Below are 20,294 nucleotides of genomic sequence, written 5' to 3' on the forward strand. Positions count from 1 at the left end.
AGGGGAGCCGACCGCCGCCGTGGCGACACTCGGGCTTCAAGCATCTCTCCCCGTGGCTTTACCGGTTCTTAGCCATCCCCCTTTACCTTGCGCCCGTGGCGCCGGTTGCGCGCCGCGCGTGAATGGAGGTTGCGATGGCAGAGCGGATGAAGGGCGAACGCGTCGTCTTCGAGCGCGGCATCCCGGCTTTCATGATGGGCATCGACGGCACCTGGCGGCGCAACTGCACCATCGAGGACGTCTCGGAGACCGGGGCGAAGCTGACGGTCGAAGGCTCGGTCGAAGGCCTTCACCTGAAGGAGTTCTTCCTGCTGTTGTCGTCGACCGGCCTGGCCTACCGGCGCTGCGAGCTGGCCTGGGTCAATGGCGACCAGATCGGCGTCACCTTCCTGAAGCAAGGCAAGAAGAAGACCAACAAGCGCGCCTCGGCCGAAGCCTGACCGAGCCACGACTGCGGCATCTTGCATCACGATGGCCGGGCAGCCGTCGCATATTCGTCATCGGCACGGGCTATCGCAACCGGCCGAGACGATAGATGTTTTTGCGTGGTATGATTCGCACATGCCACCGTTGATCGAGATGCCCTGAAGATGCCCGTCAAGCCGCACAAAGCCATGGTCCTCGCCGCCGGTCTCGGATTGCGCATGCGCCCACTGACGGAGACGATGCCCAAACCACTGGTGCGCGTCGCCGGTCGCCCGCTGCTCGACCATGTGCTCGACCGCCTCGCCGAAGCCGGCGTCACCGAAGCCGTCGTCAACGTCCATTATCTCGCCGACCAGATCATCGCGCACACGGCGGCGCGCAGCACGCCCCGCGTGATCATCTCCGACGAGCGCGACCAGGTGCTCGGCACCGGCGGCGGCGTCGTCAAGGCGCTGCCGCTGCTCGGCCACGAGCCGTTCTTCCACGTCAACTCCGACACGATGTGGATCGAGGGCGTGCGCCAGAACCTGTCCCGGCTCGCCGACGCGTTCGATCCCGAACGCATGGACATCATGCTGCTGATGGCGCCGACCGCGACCTCGATCGGCTACGCGGGTCAAGGCGACTACGCGATGCTCGCCGACGGTACCTTGCGCAAGCGGCGGGAGCATCAGGTGGTGCCGTTCGTCTACGCGGGCGCCGCGATCATCTCGCCATCGATCTTCGACGGCGCGCCGAACGGCGAGTTCTCGCTGACGAAGATGTTCGACAAGGCGAACGAGCAGGACCGCCTGTTCGGCCTCCGCCTCGAAGGCGTCTGGATGCATGTCGGCACGCCGGCCGCGGTGGCGGAAGCGGAAGAGGCTCTGATGGAGAGTGCGGCGTAGCGGACTGCCCGACGGGCGAATCAGGTCGGCGCGTTGCGCGATTTGCTCCGCCTCGTCGGCGCCGACCCTGCGCTGGGATCACTCAAATCATCTGCGTCGAGAAACGATTTTCGTCCGCACATTCAACCCGATCCCGCTCGTCGCGTCCGACGCGCACAAAATTCTTCTTTCGCTTTTACAGAATTCATGTTCTCTCATGCGCATCCCGCCTCGTTGCGAGGGGCGTATCGCGGTCGTCACGGACGTTGAGCGCGGGATGCGATGGCCTGTCAGGATTGCAGCGTGCTTTCGGGTGCGCGGACGAACGGTTCGGGCAGGACGGCGAAATCGTAAGGTCCCGGCATCCCGATGCTGATGCCAAGCTCGCGCCGCTGCTGACGCCGCGCGCGGGCGACGGTGGCTACAAGCCGGCACACCGAGGAGAGGACGTATAAGCCGTAACACCGTCGCGCAGGGAAGGCCGGGTCGTTCCGGCTGAACCTGTGGTTCCTGCCCCGTGCACTCTTTCACGCACGGGGGCCACGGGCCTCAGCCGAGGCCCGGCCTTCCCTGCGCCCTTGCTTCGGATGAGGGCGAGAGCTTCGCATGACTCGGGCGCGATGGCGTCGCGAGGGCATAGGGGTTTGTCTCCGGCGCGAGATCTGTACCCACAATGGAGGACGATGCTGCGTGTCCCCGTCATTGCGAGCGGGTGGGCAGCTTGGCTTTCCAGACTCAGTCGTCCCGCGAAAGCGGGCGATGACGGCGGGGGTGAATGGGTCCAGCTGGGCTCATCCGCGCGGCGCGCTCTGAGCCCGCGACAATGGTCACGCACCTATCAACACCCGTCCACACCCCGGATATGACCTCCGCCCGATCGGTCCCTATATAGACAGCACAGCAACCCGAATCGCAGGCCATGCGCGTCTTCACCGTTCCCATCTCGGCGCCGTTCCTGCGCAGCGTGATCGCCGCGCTGGTCGACGGCCGGCTGGTCGACGGCTTCGAGGCACGCAGCGATCCCGCCCGGCTCGCGACCGCGACGCTGTATCTGCCGACGCGGCGCGCCCTGCGGGTGGCGCGCGAGATGTTCCTCGACGAGCTGAAGACCGATGCCGCGGTGCTGCCGCGCCTGGTCGCGCTCGGCGACATCGACGAGGACGAGCTCGCCTTCGCGGAGGACCGCGACGCGTTCCTCGGGCCGGCGCCGCTGGAGATTCCGGAACGGCTCGACGACCTGCAGCGCCGGCTCACGCTGGCGCGGCTGGTCGCGGCCTGGGCCAAGACGCCGGTGTCGGCGCCGCTCGTGATCGGCGGGCCCGCCTCGACGCTTGCGCTGGCCGGCGACCTCGCGCGGCTGATCGACGACATGGTGACGCGCGGCGTGTCGTGGGATGCGCTCGATGCGCTGGTGCCGGATCAGCTCGACAAATACTGGCAGTATTCGCTCGAGTTCCTGCGCATCGCGCGGACCGCGTGGCCGGCCTATCTGCAGGAGATCGAGCGCATCGAGCCGGCGGCGCGGCGCGATCTGCTGATCGCGGCCGAAGCGGCGCGGCTGTCGGCGCATCCCGATGGTCCCGTCATTGCCGCAGGCTCCACCGGCTCGATGCCGGCGACGGCAAAATTCCTGCTCGCCGTCGCCAAGCTGCCGCATGGCGCGGTGGTGCTGCCTGGGCTCGACACCGATCTCGACGAAGCCGCGTGGAATTCGATCGGCGGTGCCAAGGACCGCGCCGGCCGCGCGTTGACGCCGCCCGCGGTCAATCATCCGCAATATGCCATGCACCTGCTGCTCAAGCGCTTCGGCCTGGAGCGGCGCGACGTGATCCGCCTCGCACCACCCGGCCGTGGCGGCCGCGAGGTGCTGATCTCAGAAGCGATGCGGCCGTCGGAAGCCACCGCCGTCTGGCACGAGCGCCTGCGCCAGTTCGACATCGCCGCCAACATTGCCGAAGCGATGGACAATCTCGCCGTCGTCGCCGCGCCCAATCCGGAAATGGAGGCGCTGGCGATTGCCATCGCGATGCGCGAGGCGCGCCATCTCGGCAAGTCCGCTGCGCTGGTGACGCCGGACCGCGCGCTGGCGCGCCGCGTGATGGCGGCGCTGACGCGCTGGCACCTGACGTTCGACGATTCCGGCGGTGACGCGCTGTTGGAGACGCCGGCCGGCATCTTCGCGCGCCTCGCCGCCGAAGCCGCCGCGCGCGGACTGGAGCCACCGACTTTGCTGGCGCTGCTCAAGCATCCGCTGTGCCGGCTCGGCCGCGCCGCGAATGGCTGGAAGAGTGCCATCGAGACGCTGGAGCTCGCGGTGCTGCGCGGCACGCGGCCACAAGCCGGAAGCAGCGGGCTTGCGCGCGACTTCGCGCGCTTCCGCGACGAGCACACCAAGCTGCACCAGGGCGAAACATCATCGCTGCACAAGGCCGAGCCGCGCGCGCGTCTCAGTCCCGAGCAGCTCGACCGCGCCGGCGCGCTGATCGCGCAATTGCAGACGGCCCTGGCGCCGCTGGAAAACCTTGCCTCGCCGCGCCCGCAGGATTTCGCCGAGCTCGCCGCGCGGCATCGTGAGGTGTTGATCGCACTCTCGACAGACGATGTCGGTCTCAGCACCGCGTTCACCGATCGCGACGGCGCGGCGCTGGCGCGCTGCTTCGACGACCTGCTCGCGTCCGGCGAGCGTTGCGGCCTGATGGCGCCGCTGTCGGACTATCCGGATCTGTTCCATACCGCCTTCTCCGATCGCGCGGTGCGCCGGCCCGAGCGCCACGGCGCGCAGCTGCAGATCTACGGTCCGCTCGAAGCGCGACTGATGCAGGCCGACCGCATGATCGTCGGCGGCCTGATCGAGGGCATATGGCCGCCGGCGCCGCGCATCGATCCCTGGCTCAGCCGCCCGATGCGGCATCAGCTCGGCCTCGACCTGCCCGAGCGCCGCATCGGACTATCAGCACACGATTTCGCACAACTGCTCGGCGCGCCCGAGGTGATCCTGACGCACGCCGCAAAGTCGGGCGGCGCGCCAGCCGTGGCCTCGCGCTTCCTGCACCGTCTCGAAGCCGTCGCCGGCGCCGAGCGCTGGAAGGCGGCGACCGCGCGCGGCGAGACTTACGTCCGCTATGCCGAGGTGCTCGACCAGCCGGCCGCGGTGAAGCCGGTCGAACAGCCGGCGCCGAAGCCGCCGCTGGCAGCACGGCCGCTGCGCATGTCGGTGACCGCCATCGAGGACTGGCTGCGCGATCCCTACACCATCTTCGCGCGCTACATCCTGCGGCTCGATCCGCTCGATCCCGTCGACATGCCGCTGTCGGCCGCCGATCGCGGCTCGGCGATTCACGAAGCGATCGGCGAATTCACGCAGACCTATGCCGATGCCCTGCCGCTGCATCCGGCGCATGCGCTGCGCGTGATCGGCGAGAAGCACTTTGCGCCGCTGATGGAGCGGCCCGAGGCGCGGGCGCTGTGGTGGCCGCGTTTCCAGCGCATCGCCGGCTGGTTCGCGGCGTGGGAGACCGCGCGACGCGAGCAGATCGGCGCCATCACCGCGGAGATCCGCGGCGAGATCGGCATTCCCTTGGATCAGGGCCGCACCTTCATGCTGTCGGCGCGCGCCGACCGCATCGAACAGCGTGCCGAGGGCACCTACGCCATTCTCGACTACAAGACCGGCCAGCCGCCGACGGCCAAGCAGGTGCGCATGGGCCTGTCGCCGCAGCTGACGCTTGAGGCGGCAATCCTGCGCGAGGGCGGCTTCGAGGGCATCCCGGCCGGCAGCATGATCAGTCAGCTCGTTTATGTCAGGCTGTCCGGCAACAATCCGCCAGGCGAAGAGCGCATCCTCGAGCTGAAGATCAACAAGAGCGACACGCCGCAGCACCCGGACCAGGCCGCGCAGGAGGCGCGCGCCAAGCTCGAAGCGCTGATCCGCAGCTTCGAGGATGTCAATCAAGGCTACACCTCACTGAACCTGTCGATGTGGGCGAACCGCTACGGCAGCTATGACGACCTCGCCCGCATCAAGGAATGGTCGGCGGCCGGCGGACTGGGAGTCGAAGAATGGTGAAGGCGCCCCGCCCCATTCCGCAGGCCGTGCGCGAGGCGCAGACGCGCGCATCGAACCCGGCTGCCTCCGCGTTCGTGTCGGCCAATGCCGGCTCGGGCAAGACGCATGTGCTGGTCCAGCGCGTGATCCGGCTGCTGCTCGACGGCGTGCCGCCGGAGAAGATCCTCTGCATCACCTTCACCAAGGCCGCGGCCGCCAATATGGCCGAGCGCGTGTTCTCGACGCTCGGCCATTGGGTGACGCTCGACGACGACGCGCTCGACAGCGCGATCCAGTCCACCGGCATTCCCAATCCCGACAAGAAGCTGCGGGCCTCGGCGCGAAAACTGTTCGCCAGCGCGCTGGAGACGCCGGGCGGATTGAAGGTGCAGACTATTCACGCGCTGTGCACGCGGCTGCTGCAGCAGTTCCCGTTCGAAGCCAACGTGCCGGCGCGGTTCTCGGTGCTCGACGAGCGCGACCAGACCGAGATGATGGAGCGCGCCAATCTCAAGGTGCTGCTCGACGCCGCCCGCGCGCCCGACAGCGCGGTCGGCCGCGCGCTGCAGGTGGCGATGGCCAATGCGGCGGATTCGACCTTCAAGGACGTCGTCCGCGAGGCCTGTCTGAGCCGCGATCACTTCATGGCCTGGACCGATGGCGCCGGCCGCGTCGAGGTTGCCGCGCAACATCTCGGCGAGGTGCTCGGCATCAGCGCCAGCGAGACGCTGGAAGCCATCGAGCGCGACATTGTCGACGGCCCCAATCTGCCACTGAGGGATTGGACCGATATCGCCGCGCGGCTCGACGGCGGCGCCAAGACCGACCAGAAGCAGGCGGAGCAACTCCGCGCCGCACTGGCGTTCTCGGGCGCCGATCAGGTCGATGAATATCTCCGCGTATTCCTGACCGAGGACAAGGAGCCGCGGAAGTCCCTGCTCACCAAGAAGTTCGCCGACGCCAATCCCGGCATCGCCGGCCTGTTCGAATCGGAGGCGCGCCGGCTCGATCGCCTGATCGAAAAGCGCCGCGCGGCGGTCGTGCGCGACCGCACCGAGGCGCTGTTGCAGATCGCGACCGCCGCCGCCGCGAACTATCGCCGCGAAAAAGAAGAGCGCGGCCTGCTCGACTATGACGACCTGATCGACAAGACGCTGGCGATGCTGAACCGCGTCTCCGCCGGCTGGGTGCACTACAAGCTCGACCGCGGCGTCGATCACGTGCTGATCGACGAGGCGCAGGACACGAGCCCACGGCAATGGGACATCGTCGCCCACATCATCGAAGAGTTCACCGCCGGCGCCGGGGCGCGCGACGGACTCACGCGCACGATCTTCGCGGTCGGCGACGAGAAGCAGTCGATCTTCTCGTTCCAGGGCGCCGACCCGCACGAGTTCGATGCGCGCAGGCGCCAGTTGCAGAAGCGCTTCGCCGACGCCGGGCTGCTGTTCGATCCTGTGTCGTTCACCTATTCGTTCCGCTCCGGGCCGACGGTGCTGCACGCGGTCGACCACGTGTTCCGCGAGCGCGACGTCTACAGCAGCATCCACTCGCCTGACATCGGCCATCCCATCCACAACGCGCTGACCGATGCCGGACCGAGCATGGTCGAGCTCTGGAGCCTGTGCGAACGCGACGACCGCAAGGAGATCGAGGGCTGGCGCGCGCCGTTCGACGGCGTCTCCGTCACCAGCCCCGAGGTGAAGCTTTCCAGGCGCATCCAGGCAGAGATCAAGCGGCTGATCCAGACGGGCACGATGACCGGCCATGACGGCGCGCGGCGGCGGCTGAGCTATGGCGACATGCTGATCCTGGTGCGCCGGCGCGGCAACGCCTTCGATGCTGTCATCCAGGCGCTCAAGCACGCGGGCATCCCCGTGGCCGGCGCCGACCGGCTGAAGCTGACCGAGCACATCGCGATCATCGACCTGATGAACCTCGCCGACGCGCTGCTGCTGCCGCAGGACGATCTGGCGCTGGCGACCGCGCTGAAGAGCCCGCTGTTCGGGCTCGACGACGACGATCTGTTCAAGCTGGCGTGGCAGCGTCGCGGCTCGCTACGCGACGCACTGACGGCGCACGCCGCTGACGACGCGCGGCTGCAGGCGGTCGTACGGCGCTTGCAACAATGCGAGCGCCGCGCCGCGGAGGACACGCCATTCGCCTTCTATGCCTGGCTGCTCGGCGGCGATGGCGGCCGGCGCCGCATCCTGGCGCGGCTCGGCCACGAGGCCAATGATGCGCTCGACGAGTTCCTCGAGCTCGCGCTGTCCTACGAGCGCAAGGCGCCGGCCTCGCTGCAGGGCTTCGTCGCCTGGCTGCGCGCCGCCGACACCGAGGTGAAGCGCGACATGGAGATCTCGCGCGACGAGATCAGGGTGATGACCGTGCATGGCGCCAAGGGCCTCGAGGCGTCCGTCGTCTTCCTGGTCGACACCACCTCGTCGCCGGCGGATTCGCAGCGGCTGCGGCTGATCCACGTGCCGCATGGCGAGCAGGAGATCGTGGTCTGGGCCGGGCGCAAGGCCGACGATCCGCAGCCCGTCGCGGCGGCACGCGTGGCGATGCTCAAGGAGACCGAGGACGAGTATCGCCGGCTGCTCTATGTCGCGATGACCCGCGCCGCGGATCGGCTGATCATCGGCGGCTGCATGCCGGGCAACATGAACAACGTCCGCGGCGGCAGCTGGTACGATCTGATGGCGCGCGGATTGGACGCCGCCGGCCTGCAGGTCGAGGTGATCGAAACCGAGGACGGGCCGGTCAAGCGCTATGCGCGGGCCGAGGACATCGCGGAAACCGCTGCTGACAAAACGCGGCCAATGGTCGAGACGGCCGTCGAACTGCCGGCGTGGCTGCGCACGGCGGCGGTGGAGGCGCCCGGCGAGGTCGCTGTGCTCCGGCCGTCCGATCCATCCGCCGACGAGCGGCCGGTGCGCACGGGCGAATCGCTGGCGGCGCGCAGCCTCGCGATGCAGCGCGGCACGCTGGTGCATCGCCTGCTGCAGTCGCTGCCCGACGTGGCGCCGGAGCGGCGGCGCGATGCCGCGCTGCGATATTTGATTCGCAACGCCGCCGACTGGCCGGAGGACGAGCGCGTGGGGCTTGCGGAACGCGTGCTCGCCGTGGTCGAAGACCCGCGCTTTGCCGCGGTGTTCGCGGCCGGGAGCCGGGCGGAAGTCTCGATCGTGGGCCGCCTCGCACTGGCCGGCCAGCCTCCGGCACTGGTCTCCGGCCAGATCGACCGACTGGTGGTCACCGGGACCGAGGTGCTGATCGTCGACTTCAAGACCAACCAGCAGCCGCCCTCGGGACTCGCCGACGTGCCCCCGGCCTATGTCCGGCAGCTCGCGCTGTACCGCGCAGTGCTTGGCCAATTGTACCCCGGCCGCGTCGTCCGCGCCGCGCTGCTCTGGACCGAAGCCGCTGAATTCATGGAGCTTCCCGCCTCCGCGCTGGACGCCATGCTGCCATCCCAGCACGTCTGAGTGAGCCCGCTTGACCCGGGATCACGCCATTCCTACTTTGACGTCCACGCTGAGGCGGCCCGTCCGTGCCGCTCCCTCCAACCGAACGAGGTAATTTCCATGGCCGTTGGCAAGGTTTCCGACGCCGATTTCGAAAGCGAAGTGCTCAAGGCCGACGGCCCGGTCGTGGTCGACTTCTGGGCCGAGTGGTGCGGCCCGTGCCGCATGATCGCGCCCGCCCTCGACGAGATCTCGAGCGCGATGGGCGACAAGGTCAAGATCGTCAAGCTGAACGTCGACGAGAGCCCGAAGACGGCCTCGAAGTACGGCGTGATGTCGATCCCCACCCTGATGGTGTTCAAGGGCGGCGAGATGGCCTCGCGCCAGGTCGGCGCCGCGCCGAAGGCGAAGCTGCAGCAGTGGATCTCGTCGGCGGTGTGACGCTTGCGGAACAATGATTTTTGTCGAACGGCCGGCGGAATCGCCGGCCGTTTGCGTTGAGGGGTGTGATCCAGCGTTTTCGGATGTCGCCATGCCCGCCCGCGCCCATCGCTCGCCCTCCCGCAAATCCGGCCTGCTGGCCATGGAGGCGCGCTCGGTGGATGCAATCCCGCGCGGCGAGGACTGGCAATACGAACCGAAATGGGACGGCTTCCGTTGCCTGCTGACGCGCGACGGCGCAACGGTGACGATGCAGTCGAAGGCCGGCGAGGACCTCGCGCGCTACTTCCCCGAGGTCGTCGCTGCGGCGCGCGAGCTCGAGGCGACGAGCTTCATCCTCGACGGCGAGCTGGTGGTGCCGCAGGCGAAGTCGTTCTCGTTCGATGCATTGCTGCAGCGGATTCATCCCGCCGCCAGCCGGGTGAAGAGGCTATCGGTGGAGACGCCGGCGCTGTTCCTGGCGTTCGACCTGCTGGCGAGTGGCAAGAAGGAGCTAGTGACGCACACGCTGCACGAGCGGCGGCCGGCGCTGGACGCGTTCGCGAAAGCGAACTTCGCGGATCATCCGACGTTCCGGCTGTCGCCAGCGACGACGCGCTTCGCGACCGCGCAAGACTGGCTTGCGCATTCCGGCGGCGGCTCGGACGGGGTGATCGCCAAGCGGATCGACCTGCCCTACCAGGCCGGCAACCGCGACGGCATGCAGAAGATCAAGCGCTATCGCTCAGCCGATTGCGTCATCGGCGGCTTCCGCTACGCCACCAACAGCGGCGCGAATGGACGCAAGCTGGTCGGCTCGCTGCTGCTCGGGCTCTACGACGATGACGGTCTGCTGCATCACGTCGGCTTCACCTCCGCGCTCAAGAAGGACGAGAAGCCCGCACTGACCGACAAGCTCGAGCCGCTCATCTCGCCACCCGGCTTCACCGGCAATGCGCCGGGCGGGCCGAGCCGGTGGTCGACCGAGCGCTCGGCGGAATGGTGTCCGCTGAAGCCGAAGCTGGTGATCGAGGTCTGCTACGACCATTTCTCCGGCGAGCGCTTTCGCCACGGCACCTCGATCCTGCGCTGGCGCCCCGACAAATCGCCGAAGCAATGCACCTTCGAGCAGCTCAAGCAGAAGGTCGCCGATCCCTTGAAGCTGCTCGCGTGAGGTCAGCGAATCCAGCCCGTCGCGAGCGCTGAAGCGAACTCGGCGTCCCCGTTGGCGCGCGCGAGCGCCGCCATGGTTTGGTGGTCATAGGGCACGTGGCGGAAGCTCACGCTCCAGCCGGACGACGTCAGCTCAACGATCGCGTAGCGGGCGTCGGGCGTGCCGGCCTGCACGACATGCGGATGCGGGACGTTGTAGGAATAGCCGGGGCTGCCGACGCTGCCGGGATTGACGATCAGACGACCGTCACGCAGGCGCACCGCGCGGGCCGTATGCGTATGGCCGCACAGGATCAGCGGCTGCGCGATATCAGCGGCAAGTTTCTCGATCGCATCGAGCGGCGCGCATGTGACCGCGCCATCCGGCGCGACGCTCTCGAGCCAGTAGACGTTATCGTCCTCAGGCGTGGCGTGACAAAGGAAGACCTCGTCGCGATAGATGGCCGTCGGCGGGATCGTGCCGAGCCAGTCGAGATGCTTGGCTACGAGCTGCGCGTAGGCCGGCCGCTCCCAGGCGCCCATCCTCTCCGGCGGCCGATCGATCAGCCAGCGGTCGTGATTGCCGCGCACATGGACGGCATCGAGCGGCATCAGCAAGTCCATCGTCTTGCGCGCATCGAGCGGGCCGCTCGCCATATCGCCGAGATTGACAATGTCATCGACGCCTTGCGCGCGGATGTCGGCCAGCACGGCTTCGAGCGCGAGGTGGTTGCCGTGGACGTCTGCGATCGCGGCAAAGCGCATGCGCTATTCCCCTCAGGTCGGCGGCGTGCCGTTGAGGTCGAGCACGTGGCCCGCGAGATAGAGCGACCCCGTGATCAGGATACGCGGCGGGACCTCATAGGCAAGCCGCGCGATGCCGGCGAGCGCCGACGCGACGCCATCGGCGATCTCGACGCGCATGCCGAGCGTGCGCGCGGCGGCGGCCAGATCAGCCGGTGCCATCGCCTTGCTCTCGTTCGGAATCGGCACGACGATGATGTGGCGCGTCAGGCCGGCGAAGTTGGCCAGGAAGCCCGCGGCATCCTTGTTGCCCATCATGCCGACGATGACGACGAGCTGCCGCGACACGCGCTCCTCGAGGTCGCCGATCGCGGCCGCGACGACGCGACCGCCCTCGGCGTTGTGGCCGCCGTCGAGCCAGATCTCCGCGCCTTGCGGCGCGATCGCGGTGAGCGCGCCGTTCGACAGCCGCTGCATGCGCGCCGGCCATTCGGCGCCGACGATGCCGTCCTCGAACGCCTTGGTGGTGAGCTTGAAATGATCGACCGCCCGCAAGGTCGCGATCGCCAGGCCCGCATTGTCGAACTGATGCCGGCCGAACAGTTTGGGTGCCGGAAGATCGAGGAGACCGCGATCGTCCTGATAGACCAGCCGGTTGCGCTCGACATTGACGTGCCAGCTCTCACCGGCCGCAAACAGCGGCGCGCGCTGGCGCCTGGCCTCGCGCTCGATCACGGCCATGGCATCGGGCTCCTGCGCCGCCGAGATCACCGGGCAGCCACGCTTGATGATGGCGGCCTTCTCGGCCGCGATCAGCGCGCGGGTGTCGCCGAGGAACTCCATGTGGTCCATGCTGATCGGCGTCAGCACGGAGGCCGCGACCTGCTCGACAACATTGGTGGAATCGAGCCGGCCGCCGAGACCGACTTCGAGCAGCACCACATCGGCTGGATGCCTTGCGAACAGCACGAAGGCCGCGACGGTCTTGACCTCGAAGAAGGTGATCGGCGCGCCGGCGTTGACCCGCTCGCACTCCAAGAGCGCGGAGATCAGCTCATCGTCCTCGACCAGGACACCACCGCCGACCTGGCCGAGCCGATAGCTCTCGTTGATGCGCACCAGCCAGGGCGAGGTGAAGACGTGGACGCGCAGCCCCGCGGCCTCGAGCATCGCGCGCAAATATGCGACCGTGGAGCCCTTGCCGTTGGTGCCCGCGACATGGATGACCGGCGGCAGCTTGCGCTCGGGATGACCGAGCTGCGCCAGCAGCCGGTGCATGCGCTCCAGCCCGAGCGAGATCCGGCTCGAATGCAACACAGAAAGCCGCGTGATCAGCTCGTCGAGCGACGGTCTTGGCTGGGCGGCAGAATCGTTCACGCGCTCGTTGCGACCGCCGGCGCTTCCGCGGTTTCGGCGGGCTTGGCCGGCGGCGGCAGCTGCGGCGCGGGCTTGGCGTGTTCAACGGCCGGCGCCTTGGTCAGCAATCGGCACAGCCGCGCCAGCGTCGGGCGCAGGTCATGACGGTGCACGACCATGTCGACCATGCCGTGGTCGAGCAGGTATTCAGCGCGCTGGAAACCTTCGGGCAGCTTCTCGCGAATGGTCTGCTCGATCACCCGGGCGCCGGCGAACCCGATCAGAGCGCCGGGCTCGGCAATGTGGACGTCGCCGAGCATCGCGTAGGACGCGGTGACGCCGCCGGTGGTCGGATTGGTCTGCACGACGATGTAGGGCAGCTTGGCCTCGCGCAGCATCTGCACGGCCACGGTCGTGCGCGGCATCTGCATCAGGGACAGGATGCCTTCCTGCATGCGCGCGCCACCGGAGGCCGCGAATACGATGAACGGCGACTTCTTCTCGACCGCGAGTTCGAGCCCGCGCACGATGGCTTCACCCGCGGCCATGCCGAGCGAACCGCCCATGAAATCGAAATCCTGCACGGCGATGACGACGCCCATGCCTTCCAGCTTGCCGAAGCCGACCTTCACCGCATCGTTCATGCCGGTCCGCGCCCGCGCATCCTTGATGCGGTCGGCATAGCGGCGCTCGTCACGGAATTTCAGCGGGTCGGGTGTGACCTCGGGCAGCGCGACGTCGAACCAGGTCTCGTTGTCGAACATCGACTTCAGCCGCGCCACGGCGCCCATGCGCATGTGGTAATTGGAGCCCGGAATGACGAACTGGTTGGCCTCGACGTCCTTGTAGAACACGAGCTGTCCGGAATCCGGACACTTAATCCAAAGGTTCTCCGGCGTCTCACGGCGCAGGATGTTGCGGATCTTCGGCCGGACCACATTGGTAAGCCAGTTCATGTGTCGCTCCGTGTTGCGGTCGCCCGGATATATGGCGGGACGGCGGGGTCACGGCAAGACGGCCGCGACGTCCGGTCGAATAGTGGTTGACGGCCTATTCCGCGGCCTGTTGCGCCCCGTGCACGCCCCTTGCCAGCGCAGCGGCCAGGTCGGAAACGGCGCTCACGGTCTTGGCCGTCGCGCGTCCCTCGGCATCGAGGCTGGCGCGGAGCGCGTCGACCAGGGCGGTGCCGACCACGGCACCGTCGGCATGGGCGGCGATGGCGCGGGCGGTCTCCGGTGTCCGGATGCCGAAGCCGACGCAGACAGGCAGCGCCGTATGCCGCTTGATCCGGGCCACGGCGGCACCGACGGCGGACGAATCCGCCGCCGCCGCGCCGGTGATGCCGGTGATCGAGACGTAGTAGACGAAGCCGGAGGTGTTCGCGAGCACCGCCGGCAGCCGCTTGTCATCGGTCGTCGGCGTCGCCAGCCGGATGAAGTTGAGCCCGGCCTTCAGCGCTGGGATACACAGCTCGTCGTCCTCTTCCGGCGGCAGGTCGACGATGATCAGGCCATCGACGCCGGCGCTCTTCGCATCATCGAGGAACTTGTCGACGCCGTAGATGTAGATCGGGTTGTAGTAGCCCATCAGCACGATCGGCGTCGCCGCGTCGCCCTCGCGGAAGCTGCGCACGAGCTGCAGCGTCTTCCTCAAGGTCATGCCGGCCTTGAGCGCGCGCAGACCCGCCGCCTGGATCGACGGACCATCGGCCATCGGATCGGTGAACGGCATGCCGATCTCGATGATGTCAGCGCCAGCCTGCGGCAGCGACTTGACGATCGCGAGCGAGGTTTCAGGATCAGGGTCGCCTGACATCACGAAGGTGACGAACGCCGAGCGGCCTTCTTGCTTCAATTGCGCGAAGCGCGCATCCATCCGGCTGGTCACGATGCCTTCGCCCTTCCTCGCAAGATGTCGCCCACCTGCGGCACGTCCTTGTCGCCGCGGCCGGACATGTTGACCACCATCAGATGGTCCTTCGACTTCTTCGGCGCGAGCTCCATCACCTTGGCGATCGCGTGCGCGGGCTCCAGCGCGGGAATGATGCCCTCGAGCCGCGACAGCAGCTGGAACGCCGCCAGCGCTTCCTCATCGGTCGCCGACAAATAGTTCACGCGACCGACCTCGTGCAGCCAGGAATGCTCCGGCCCGATGCCGGGATAATCGAGACCGGCCGAGATCGAATGCGCCTCCTCGATCTGCCCGTCCTCGTCCATGAGCAGATAGGTGCGGTTGCCGTGCAGCACGCCGGGGCGGCCGCCGGCGATCGAGGCGGCGTGCAGATGCGTCAGGCCATGGCCCGCCGCTTCCACGCCATAGATCTCGACCGAGGGATCATCGAGGAACGGATGGAACAGGCCCATCGCATTGGAGCCGCCGCCGATGCACGCGATCAGCGAGTCCGGCAGCCGGCCCTCGGCCTCCTGCATCTGCGTGCGGGTCTCGTTGCCGATCACCGACTGGAAGTCGCGCACCATCATCGGATAGGGGTGCGGACCGGCGACCGTGCCGATGCAGTAGAACGTGTTGTGGACGTTGGTGACCCAGTCACGCAGCGCCTCGTTCATCGCATCCTTCAGGGTCTTGGCGCCGGACTGCACCGGCACCACCTTGGCGCCGAGCATCTCCATGCGGATCACGTTGGGCTGCTGCCGCTCGACGTCGACCGCGCCCATGTAGACGACGCAATCGAGCCCGAAACGCGCGCACAGCGTCGCGGTCGCCACGCCGTGCTGGCCCGCGCCGGTCTCGGCGATGATGCGCTTCTTGCCCATGCGGCGCGCGACCATGATCTGGCCAAGCACGTTGTTGACCTTGTGCGAGCCGGTGTGGTTGAGCTCCTCGCGCTTGAAGTAGATCTTGGCGCCGCCGAGATGCTCGGTCAGGCGCTCCGCGTAGTACAGCGGCGAGGGCCGGCCGACATAGTTCTTCAGGTAGCCGTTCATCTCGGCATGGAACGCCGGATCGGCCTTGGCCTCCGCATAGGCCTTTTCCAGATCGAGGATCAGCGGCATCAGGGTTTCGGCGACGAAGCGGCCGCCGAAGATGCCGAAATGACCGCGGTCGTCCGGACCGCTGCGGTAGGAATTGGGAATGGCTGTCGTCATTGAACGCTCAACTCTTCAGCGGCCCGCGCCGCGCGAATGAAATCCCGGATCATGTCGCAATCCTTCACACCCGGCGCCCGTTCGACGCCAGATGACACGTCGACGCCGCCCGCGCGGGTGATCCGCACGGCCTCCGCGACGTTGTCGGCGCTCAGACCGCCGGAGACCATGAACGGGCGATCGAGCTTCACGCCCTGTAGCAGACGCCAATCGAAGGTGGCACCGAGGCCGCCGGGACGGGTCGCATCCTTGGGCGCCCGCGCATCGAACAGGATGCGGTCGCACACGTCGGCATAGCCCGCCAACGGCGCGAGATCGGCGTCGGTCGCGACCGGAATGGCCTTCATGATGGGTAGGCCGAAGCGCTGCTTGAGGTCGCGGACGCGCGCGATGCTTTCGCGGCCATGCAGCTGCAGGAGATCAGGCCGCAGCGTCTCGACGATGTTTTCGATCATCGCGTCGTCGGCATCGACGGTCAGCGCCACCTTGAGCGCGCGCCCCCTGACGTCACGACCCAGCTCACGCGCGGCCGTCAGGCCGACATGGCGTGGGGACGGCGGAAAGAACACGAAGCCCACCATGTCGGCGCCCGCGTCGAGCGCCGCAGCGAGGGTGTCGGGCGTGGTCAGGCCGCAGATTTTGACGAGCAGGGACATCAATGAACAACGCACGTCCGGGCGGAAAGGATCACCAGAAGCCGGCGGCTTCCAGGGCCGCCGAGCTTTCGCGCCTTCTACAACGCGGCGCCCTGCTTGTCTCGCCCATAAGGGGCGAAAAGCCGCGCCGGCGCAGCCGGAACCAGAGATTGCGCAGAGCCCTGTTTTGCACGCGCCGCGGCGCTCAACTGCGCCACCTGCGCGCGGGCCGCTTCGGCATCGGCCTGATGGCGGCGCGCGGCCCGCCGCCAGCGGCGCTGGCCGATCCAGGTGGCACAGCCACCCGCGATCACGCCCAGGATCGCGACGGCGATGATCAAGGCGAACAGCGGGACCGACGCCGAGAGCGCCGGATCAGTCGCGTTGAAGGGATCAAACGACACGGTAACGAAATGCCGATTGGCGACCGCGAAGATGACGAACAGCACCAGCAGCGGAAGGACGACCACGACAGTGAAGAATTTTCGCATGCGCTCGCTCGTGTCAGTCAGGCCGGATTCACCTCGAAATCAGCCGCAGACGATTAGCACGGCCGGCGCGAGATGCTTCAATCGTCGGCGTCGTCAGCCGCGGCGCCGGCGGGATTGTCCCGGTTCAGCCGCTCGCGCATTTCCTTGCCCGTTTTGAAGAACGGGACGCTTTTCTGGTCCACCGGGACATGAGCTCCGGTCCGTGGGTTGCGCCCGGCGCGGGCCGGCCGATGCTTGACCGAGAAGGCGCCGAAGCCGCGCAACTCGACGCGGTCACCGCGGGCGAGCGCCGCGACGATCTCATCGAGGATCGCATTGACGATGTTCTCGACATCCCGCTGGTAGAGATGCGGGTTGTGCTCGGCGATACGCTGAACAAGCTCGGATTTGATCATCGAGAAAATGTACCCGGGGAGACAGGTCCCATTTCCGTGAAAATATGCTGGACTGTCAAGACGCTAAATCATTCATCGCGGCCGTGAATCGGGGTGCGAGGCACGGTACGGGGTCTCGCCACGGCACACGCGAAGCGGGAAGATTGCCCTGGGAATGGTCTTTGCGGGTTCAATTGCCCGGCGCGGGCGTCCAGAGCGCGAGCATGCCGTCGAGACCGATCCGGTCCACCGCCTGGACCACGCCGGTGCGCTCGATCTGGCGGGCGATTCCGGAGAGGCCGACGGCGTCGAGCGCGATCGAGGTGGCCGTTCGCAGGAAGGTGAGATCGCCGAACCGCGGCGTGAGCTTGTAGTCGCGCACCGGAAGGTCCTTCTTGACGTTCTTGTTGGCGACGAGCCAAGCGACCGCGGTCTTCTCGTCGCCGAGCTCGTCGATCAGCTTCAGCTCGATCGCCTGCCTGCCGGTGAAGACGCGGCCATCGGCCACCTTCTCCAACTGCTCATCGTTCATGGCGCGGCGGTCCTTCACCAGTCCGCGGAACCAGGCATAGGAATCCTTGACCAGGGCGTCGAGCGCCGCACGCGCTTCCGGGCTGGTCGGCTCGTAGCCGTTGGGGGCGGCCTTCAGCGGCGAGGATTTGACCTCCTCGATCTTCACGCCGACCGTCTTCAACAGCTCGCCGACATTGGGATATTGAAACAGCACGCCGATCGAGCCGACCAGCGAACTCTGCTGCGCGACGATGTGGTCGGCAGCGATCGCGCCGATGTAGCCGCCGGACGCCGCGAGGCCTTCCACGACGACGACCAGCGGCTTCTTCGCCTTCAGCCGGACCAGCGAATCGTAGAGCTGCTCGGAGCCGGCGGTGGTGCCGCCCGGCGAATTGATGTGAACGATGACAGCTTCGGCCGAGGAGTTTTCGAGCCGCTCCAGCGCCTCGACGCGCTCATGGTCGCTGCGGATCAGGCCCTCGATATTGACGCGGGCGATCGAGCCGGAGGTCGAGAGCACGGTGCGGCCGCGCGGCGACATGGCGAGACCGATGGCGGACAGAGCCGCAATCGCAATCAGCACCGCGACGACGCGCCAGAACGTCAGCTTGCGGCGCAGCCTGCGGCGATCGACGATCACATCCGAATCAAGCGACATGGACAGCTCCTGGAAGTCTCGGCGCGTTTTGCATCCGCAGCCTGAATATCTCGTTATCCGATTACATCAATCGCGGCGCAATTTGAAGAAAGGAAGGCCCGCGGCGAGGCCGGATCCGCGCGGCCGGCACGCGCATCCTTGCCTCGCTGGAACAAAAAAGCCCCGGCTTGCGCCGGGGCTTTGATCTGATCGCAGGACGCGAAGGCTTACTTCGAGTCGCGGTTCTTGAGCGCGGTGCCGAGAATGTCGCCCAGCGTGGCGCCCGAATCGGACGAGCCGTACTGCGCGATGGCTTCCTTCTCTTCGGCGACTTCCAGCGCCTTGATCGACACCTGCACCTTGCGGGCCTTCTTGTCGAACTGGATCACGCGGGCATCGACCTTCTCACCGACGGCGAACCGCTCGGTGCGCTGGTCGTTGCGATCGCGCGCCAGCTCGGAGCGCTTGATGAAGGTGGTGAAGTCGGTGCCGGTGATCTTGACGTCGATGCCGCCGTCCTTGACGTCGAGCACCTCGCAAGTGACGACCGCGCCCTTCTTGACATCGCCCGGCTCGGCGAAGGGATCGCCTTCGAGCTGCTTGATGCCGAGCGAGATGCGCTCCTTCTCCACATCGACGTCGAGCACCACGGCCTTGACCATGTCGCCCTTCTTGTAGTTGTCGATGACCTGCTCGCCCGGCAGCTTCCAGTCGAGATCCGACAGATGGACCATGCCGTCGACGTCGCCTTCGAGACCCAGGAACAGGCCGAACTCGGTCTTGTTCTTGACCTCGCCCTCGACCACCGAACCCGTCGGGTGCTTCTCGACGAAGACCTCCCACGGATTGCGCATGGTCTGCTTGAGGCCGAGCGAGATGCGGCGCTTGACGCTGTCGACCTCGAGCACCTGCACTTCGACCTCCTGCGAGGTCGACACGATCTTGCCGGGGTGCATGTTCTTCTTGGTCCACGACATCTCGGAGACGTGGATCAGGCCTTCGATGCCCGGCTCGAGCTCGACGAACGCGCCGTAGTCGGTGATGTTGGTGACGCGGCCGTGGAAGCGGGCCTGCAGCGGGTACTTGGCCTCGATGCCCTGCCACGGATCGTCCAAGAGCTGCTTCATGCCCAGCGAGATGCGGTGCGTCTCGTGGTTGATCTTGATGATCTTGACCTTGACCGTCTGACCGATGCTGAGCACCTCGGTCGGATGGTTGACACGGCGCCAGGCGATGTCGGTGACGTGCAGCAGGCCGTCGATGCCGCCGAGGTCGACGAACGCACCGTAATCGGTGATGTTCTTGACGACGCCGTCGATGACCTGACCCTCTTCGAGGTTCTGCACCAGCTCCTGGCGCTGCTCGGCGCGGGTCTCTTCCAGCACGGTGCGGCGCGACACGACGATGTTGCCGCGGCGGCGGTCCATCTTGAGGATCTGGAACGGCTGCGAGTTGTTCATCAGCGGCGCGACGTCGCGGATCGGACGGATGTCGACCTGCGAGCGCGGCAGGAAGGCCACGGCACCGTCGAGGTCGACGGTGAAGCCGCCCTTGACCTGGTTGAAGATGACGCCGTTGACCTTTTCGTTGTTCTGGAACGCCTTCTCGAGCTTGCCCCAGCTCTCTTCGCGGCGCGCCTTGTCGCGCGACAGCACCGCTTCGCCGAGTGCGTTCTCGATGCGATCGAGGAACACTTCGACCTCGTCGCCGACTTTCAATTCACTGTCACGGCCGGGCCCGGCGAATTCGCGCAGCGCCACGCGGCCTTCGGTCTTCAGGCCGACGTCGATGACGGCCATGTCCTTCTCGATCGCAACAACCTTGCCCTTGACGACAGAGCTTTCCTGCAGGTTGCCCTTCGTGAAGGACTCGTCCAGCATCGCGGCGAAATCATCGCGGCTGGGATTGTAGGAAGAAGCAGAGGTACTCGAAGCCATTTGTTCTCCAGATGCGGACATTCTCGCCAGCTTGGGTTGATCGGCGCATCGAATGGACAGTGCCTGGAGGTCCACAAATCCCCAGACGTCCGCGCGCCGCGCTATAAGCGCAAACGACGCGGGC

The 20,294-nt window shown here is 67.1% G+C and carries 16 protein-coding genes; 6 read left to right on the forward strand and 10 right to left on the reverse strand.

Annotation, left to right across the window (positions count from 1 at the left end; genetic code table 11):
- The first annotated feature begins 134 nt into the window (after window positions 1-134).
- The 6 genes from ACQR0W_RS09295 to ACQR0W_RS09320 all read left to right on the forward strand — a co-directional run bounded on the left by ACQR0W_RS09295 (window position 135) and on the right by ACQR0W_RS09320 (window position 10,398).
- Window positions 135-440, forward strand: coding sequence for a PilZ domain-containing protein (locus ACQR0W_RS09295; RefSeq protein WP_315751762.1), 306 nt, complete (start codon window positions 135-137; stop codon window positions 438-440).
- A 150-nt stretch (window positions 441-590) separates the two neighbouring features.
- Window positions 591-1,313, forward strand: a complete 723-nt coding sequence (locus ACQR0W_RS09300) for a nucleotidyltransferase family protein (RefSeq protein WP_315716898.1) — start codon at window positions 591-593, stop codon at window positions 1,311-1,313.
- 898 nt (window positions 1,314-2,211) lie between these two features.
- Window positions 2,212-5,358, forward strand: coding sequence for a double-strand break repair protein AddB (gene addB / locus ACQR0W_RS09305; RefSeq protein WP_316170027.1), 3,147 nt, complete (start codon window positions 2,212-2,214; stop codon window positions 5,356-5,358).
- On the forward strand, window positions 5,352-8,825 hold the full coding sequence (gene addA / locus ACQR0W_RS09310; protein WP_316186519.1) for a double-strand break repair helicase AddA: 3,474 nt from the start codon (window positions 5,352-5,354) through the stop codon (window positions 8,823-8,825). Before addB ends, addA begins: the two co-directional genes overlap by 7 nt.
- A 99-nt stretch (window positions 8,826-8,924) precedes the next feature.
- The gene (trxA, locus tag ACQR0W_RS09315; RefSeq protein ID WP_015663255.1) at window positions 8,925-9,245 is read left to right on the forward strand and encodes a thioredoxin; all 321 of its coding nucleotides are present in this window, start codon (window positions 8,925-8,927) and stop codon (window positions 9,243-9,245) included.
- 142 nt (window positions 9,246-9,387) lie between these two features.
- Entirely contained in the window at window positions 9,388-10,398 is a 1,011-nt protein-coding gene (locus ACQR0W_RS09320) for an ATP-dependent DNA ligase (RefSeq protein ID WP_316186623.1), read from the forward strand.
- A 2-nt stretch (window positions 10,399-10,400) separates the two neighbouring features.
- Here the strand turns inward: ACQR0W_RS09320 and ACQR0W_RS09325 are convergent, their stop codons facing one another.
- From ACQR0W_RS09325 to rpsA, 10 genes are all read right to left on the reverse strand, one after another.
- A complete protein-coding gene (locus ACQR0W_RS09325) occupies window positions 10,401-11,141 on the reverse strand; it encodes a metallophosphoesterase family protein (RefSeq protein WP_315750459.1) in 741 nt (246 codons plus the stop codon).
- Window positions 11,142-11,153: 12 nt separating this feature from the next.
- On the reverse strand, window positions 11,154-12,497 hold the full coding sequence (locus ACQR0W_RS09330; RefSeq protein ID WP_315767629.1) for a bifunctional folylpolyglutamate synthase/dihydrofolate synthase: 1,344 nt from the start codon (window positions 12,495-12,497) through the stop codon (window positions 11,154-11,156).
- On the reverse strand, window positions 12,494-13,432 hold the full coding sequence (accD, locus tag ACQR0W_RS09335) for an acetyl-CoA carboxylase, carboxyltransferase subunit beta (RefSeq protein WP_315716893.1): 939 nt from the start codon (window positions 13,430-13,432) through the stop codon (window positions 12,494-12,496). The genes ACQR0W_RS09330 and accD overlap by 4 nt, the downstream gene beginning before the upstream one ends.
- A gap of 94 nt (window positions 13,433-13,526) precedes the next feature.
- On the reverse strand, window positions 13,527-14,363 hold the full coding sequence (gene trpA / locus ACQR0W_RS09340) for a tryptophan synthase subunit alpha (RefSeq protein WP_316170025.1): 837 nt from the start codon (window positions 14,361-14,363) through the stop codon (window positions 13,527-13,529).
- Window positions 14,360-15,583 (reverse strand): tryptophan synthase subunit beta, encoded by a 1,224-nt coding sequence (gene trpB / locus ACQR0W_RS09345; RefSeq protein ID WP_315716891.1) that lies wholly within the window; start codon window positions 15,581-15,583, stop codon window positions 14,360-14,362. The genes trpA and trpB overlap by 4 nt, the downstream gene beginning before the upstream one ends.
- Window positions 15,580-16,239, reverse strand: a complete 660-nt coding sequence (locus ACQR0W_RS09350; RefSeq protein WP_316170024.1) for a phosphoribosylanthranilate isomerase — start codon at window positions 16,237-16,239, stop codon at window positions 15,580-15,582. The genes trpB and ACQR0W_RS09350 overlap by 4 nt, the downstream gene beginning before the upstream one ends.
- A gap of 77 nt (window positions 16,240-16,316) precedes the next feature.
- The gene (locus ACQR0W_RS09355; RefSeq protein ID WP_315750462.1) at window positions 16,317-16,709 is read right to left on the reverse strand and encodes a lipopolysaccharide assembly protein LapA domain-containing protein; all 393 of its coding nucleotides are present in this window, start codon (window positions 16,707-16,709) and stop codon (window positions 16,317-16,319) included.
- A 77-nt stretch (window positions 16,710-16,786) separates the two neighbouring features.
- A complete protein-coding gene (locus tag ACQR0W_RS09360; RefSeq protein WP_315716888.1) occupies window positions 16,787-17,104 on the reverse strand; it encodes an integration host factor subunit beta in 318 nt (105 codons plus the stop codon).
- A 169-nt stretch (window positions 17,105-17,273) separates the two neighbouring features.
- On the reverse strand, window positions 17,274-18,254 hold the full coding sequence (gene sppA / locus ACQR0W_RS09365; protein ID WP_315825664.1) for a signal peptide peptidase SppA: 981 nt from the start codon (window positions 18,252-18,254) through the stop codon (window positions 17,274-17,276).
- A 206-nt stretch (window positions 18,255-18,460) separates the two neighbouring features.
- Window positions 18,461-20,170: a 30S ribosomal protein S1 gene (gene rpsA, locus ACQR0W_RS09370; protein ID WP_315716886.1), complete on the reverse strand. Its 1,710-nt coding sequence runs from the start codon at window positions 20,168-20,170 to the stop codon at window positions 18,461-18,463.
- Window positions 20,171-20,294: the final 124 nt, after the last annotated feature.

The sequence above is a fragment of the Bradyrhizobium sp. HKCCYLRH1034 genome, from assembly GCF_051168375.1.
Lineage (GTDB): Bacteria > Pseudomonadota > Alphaproteobacteria > Rhizobiales > Xanthobacteraceae > Bradyrhizobium.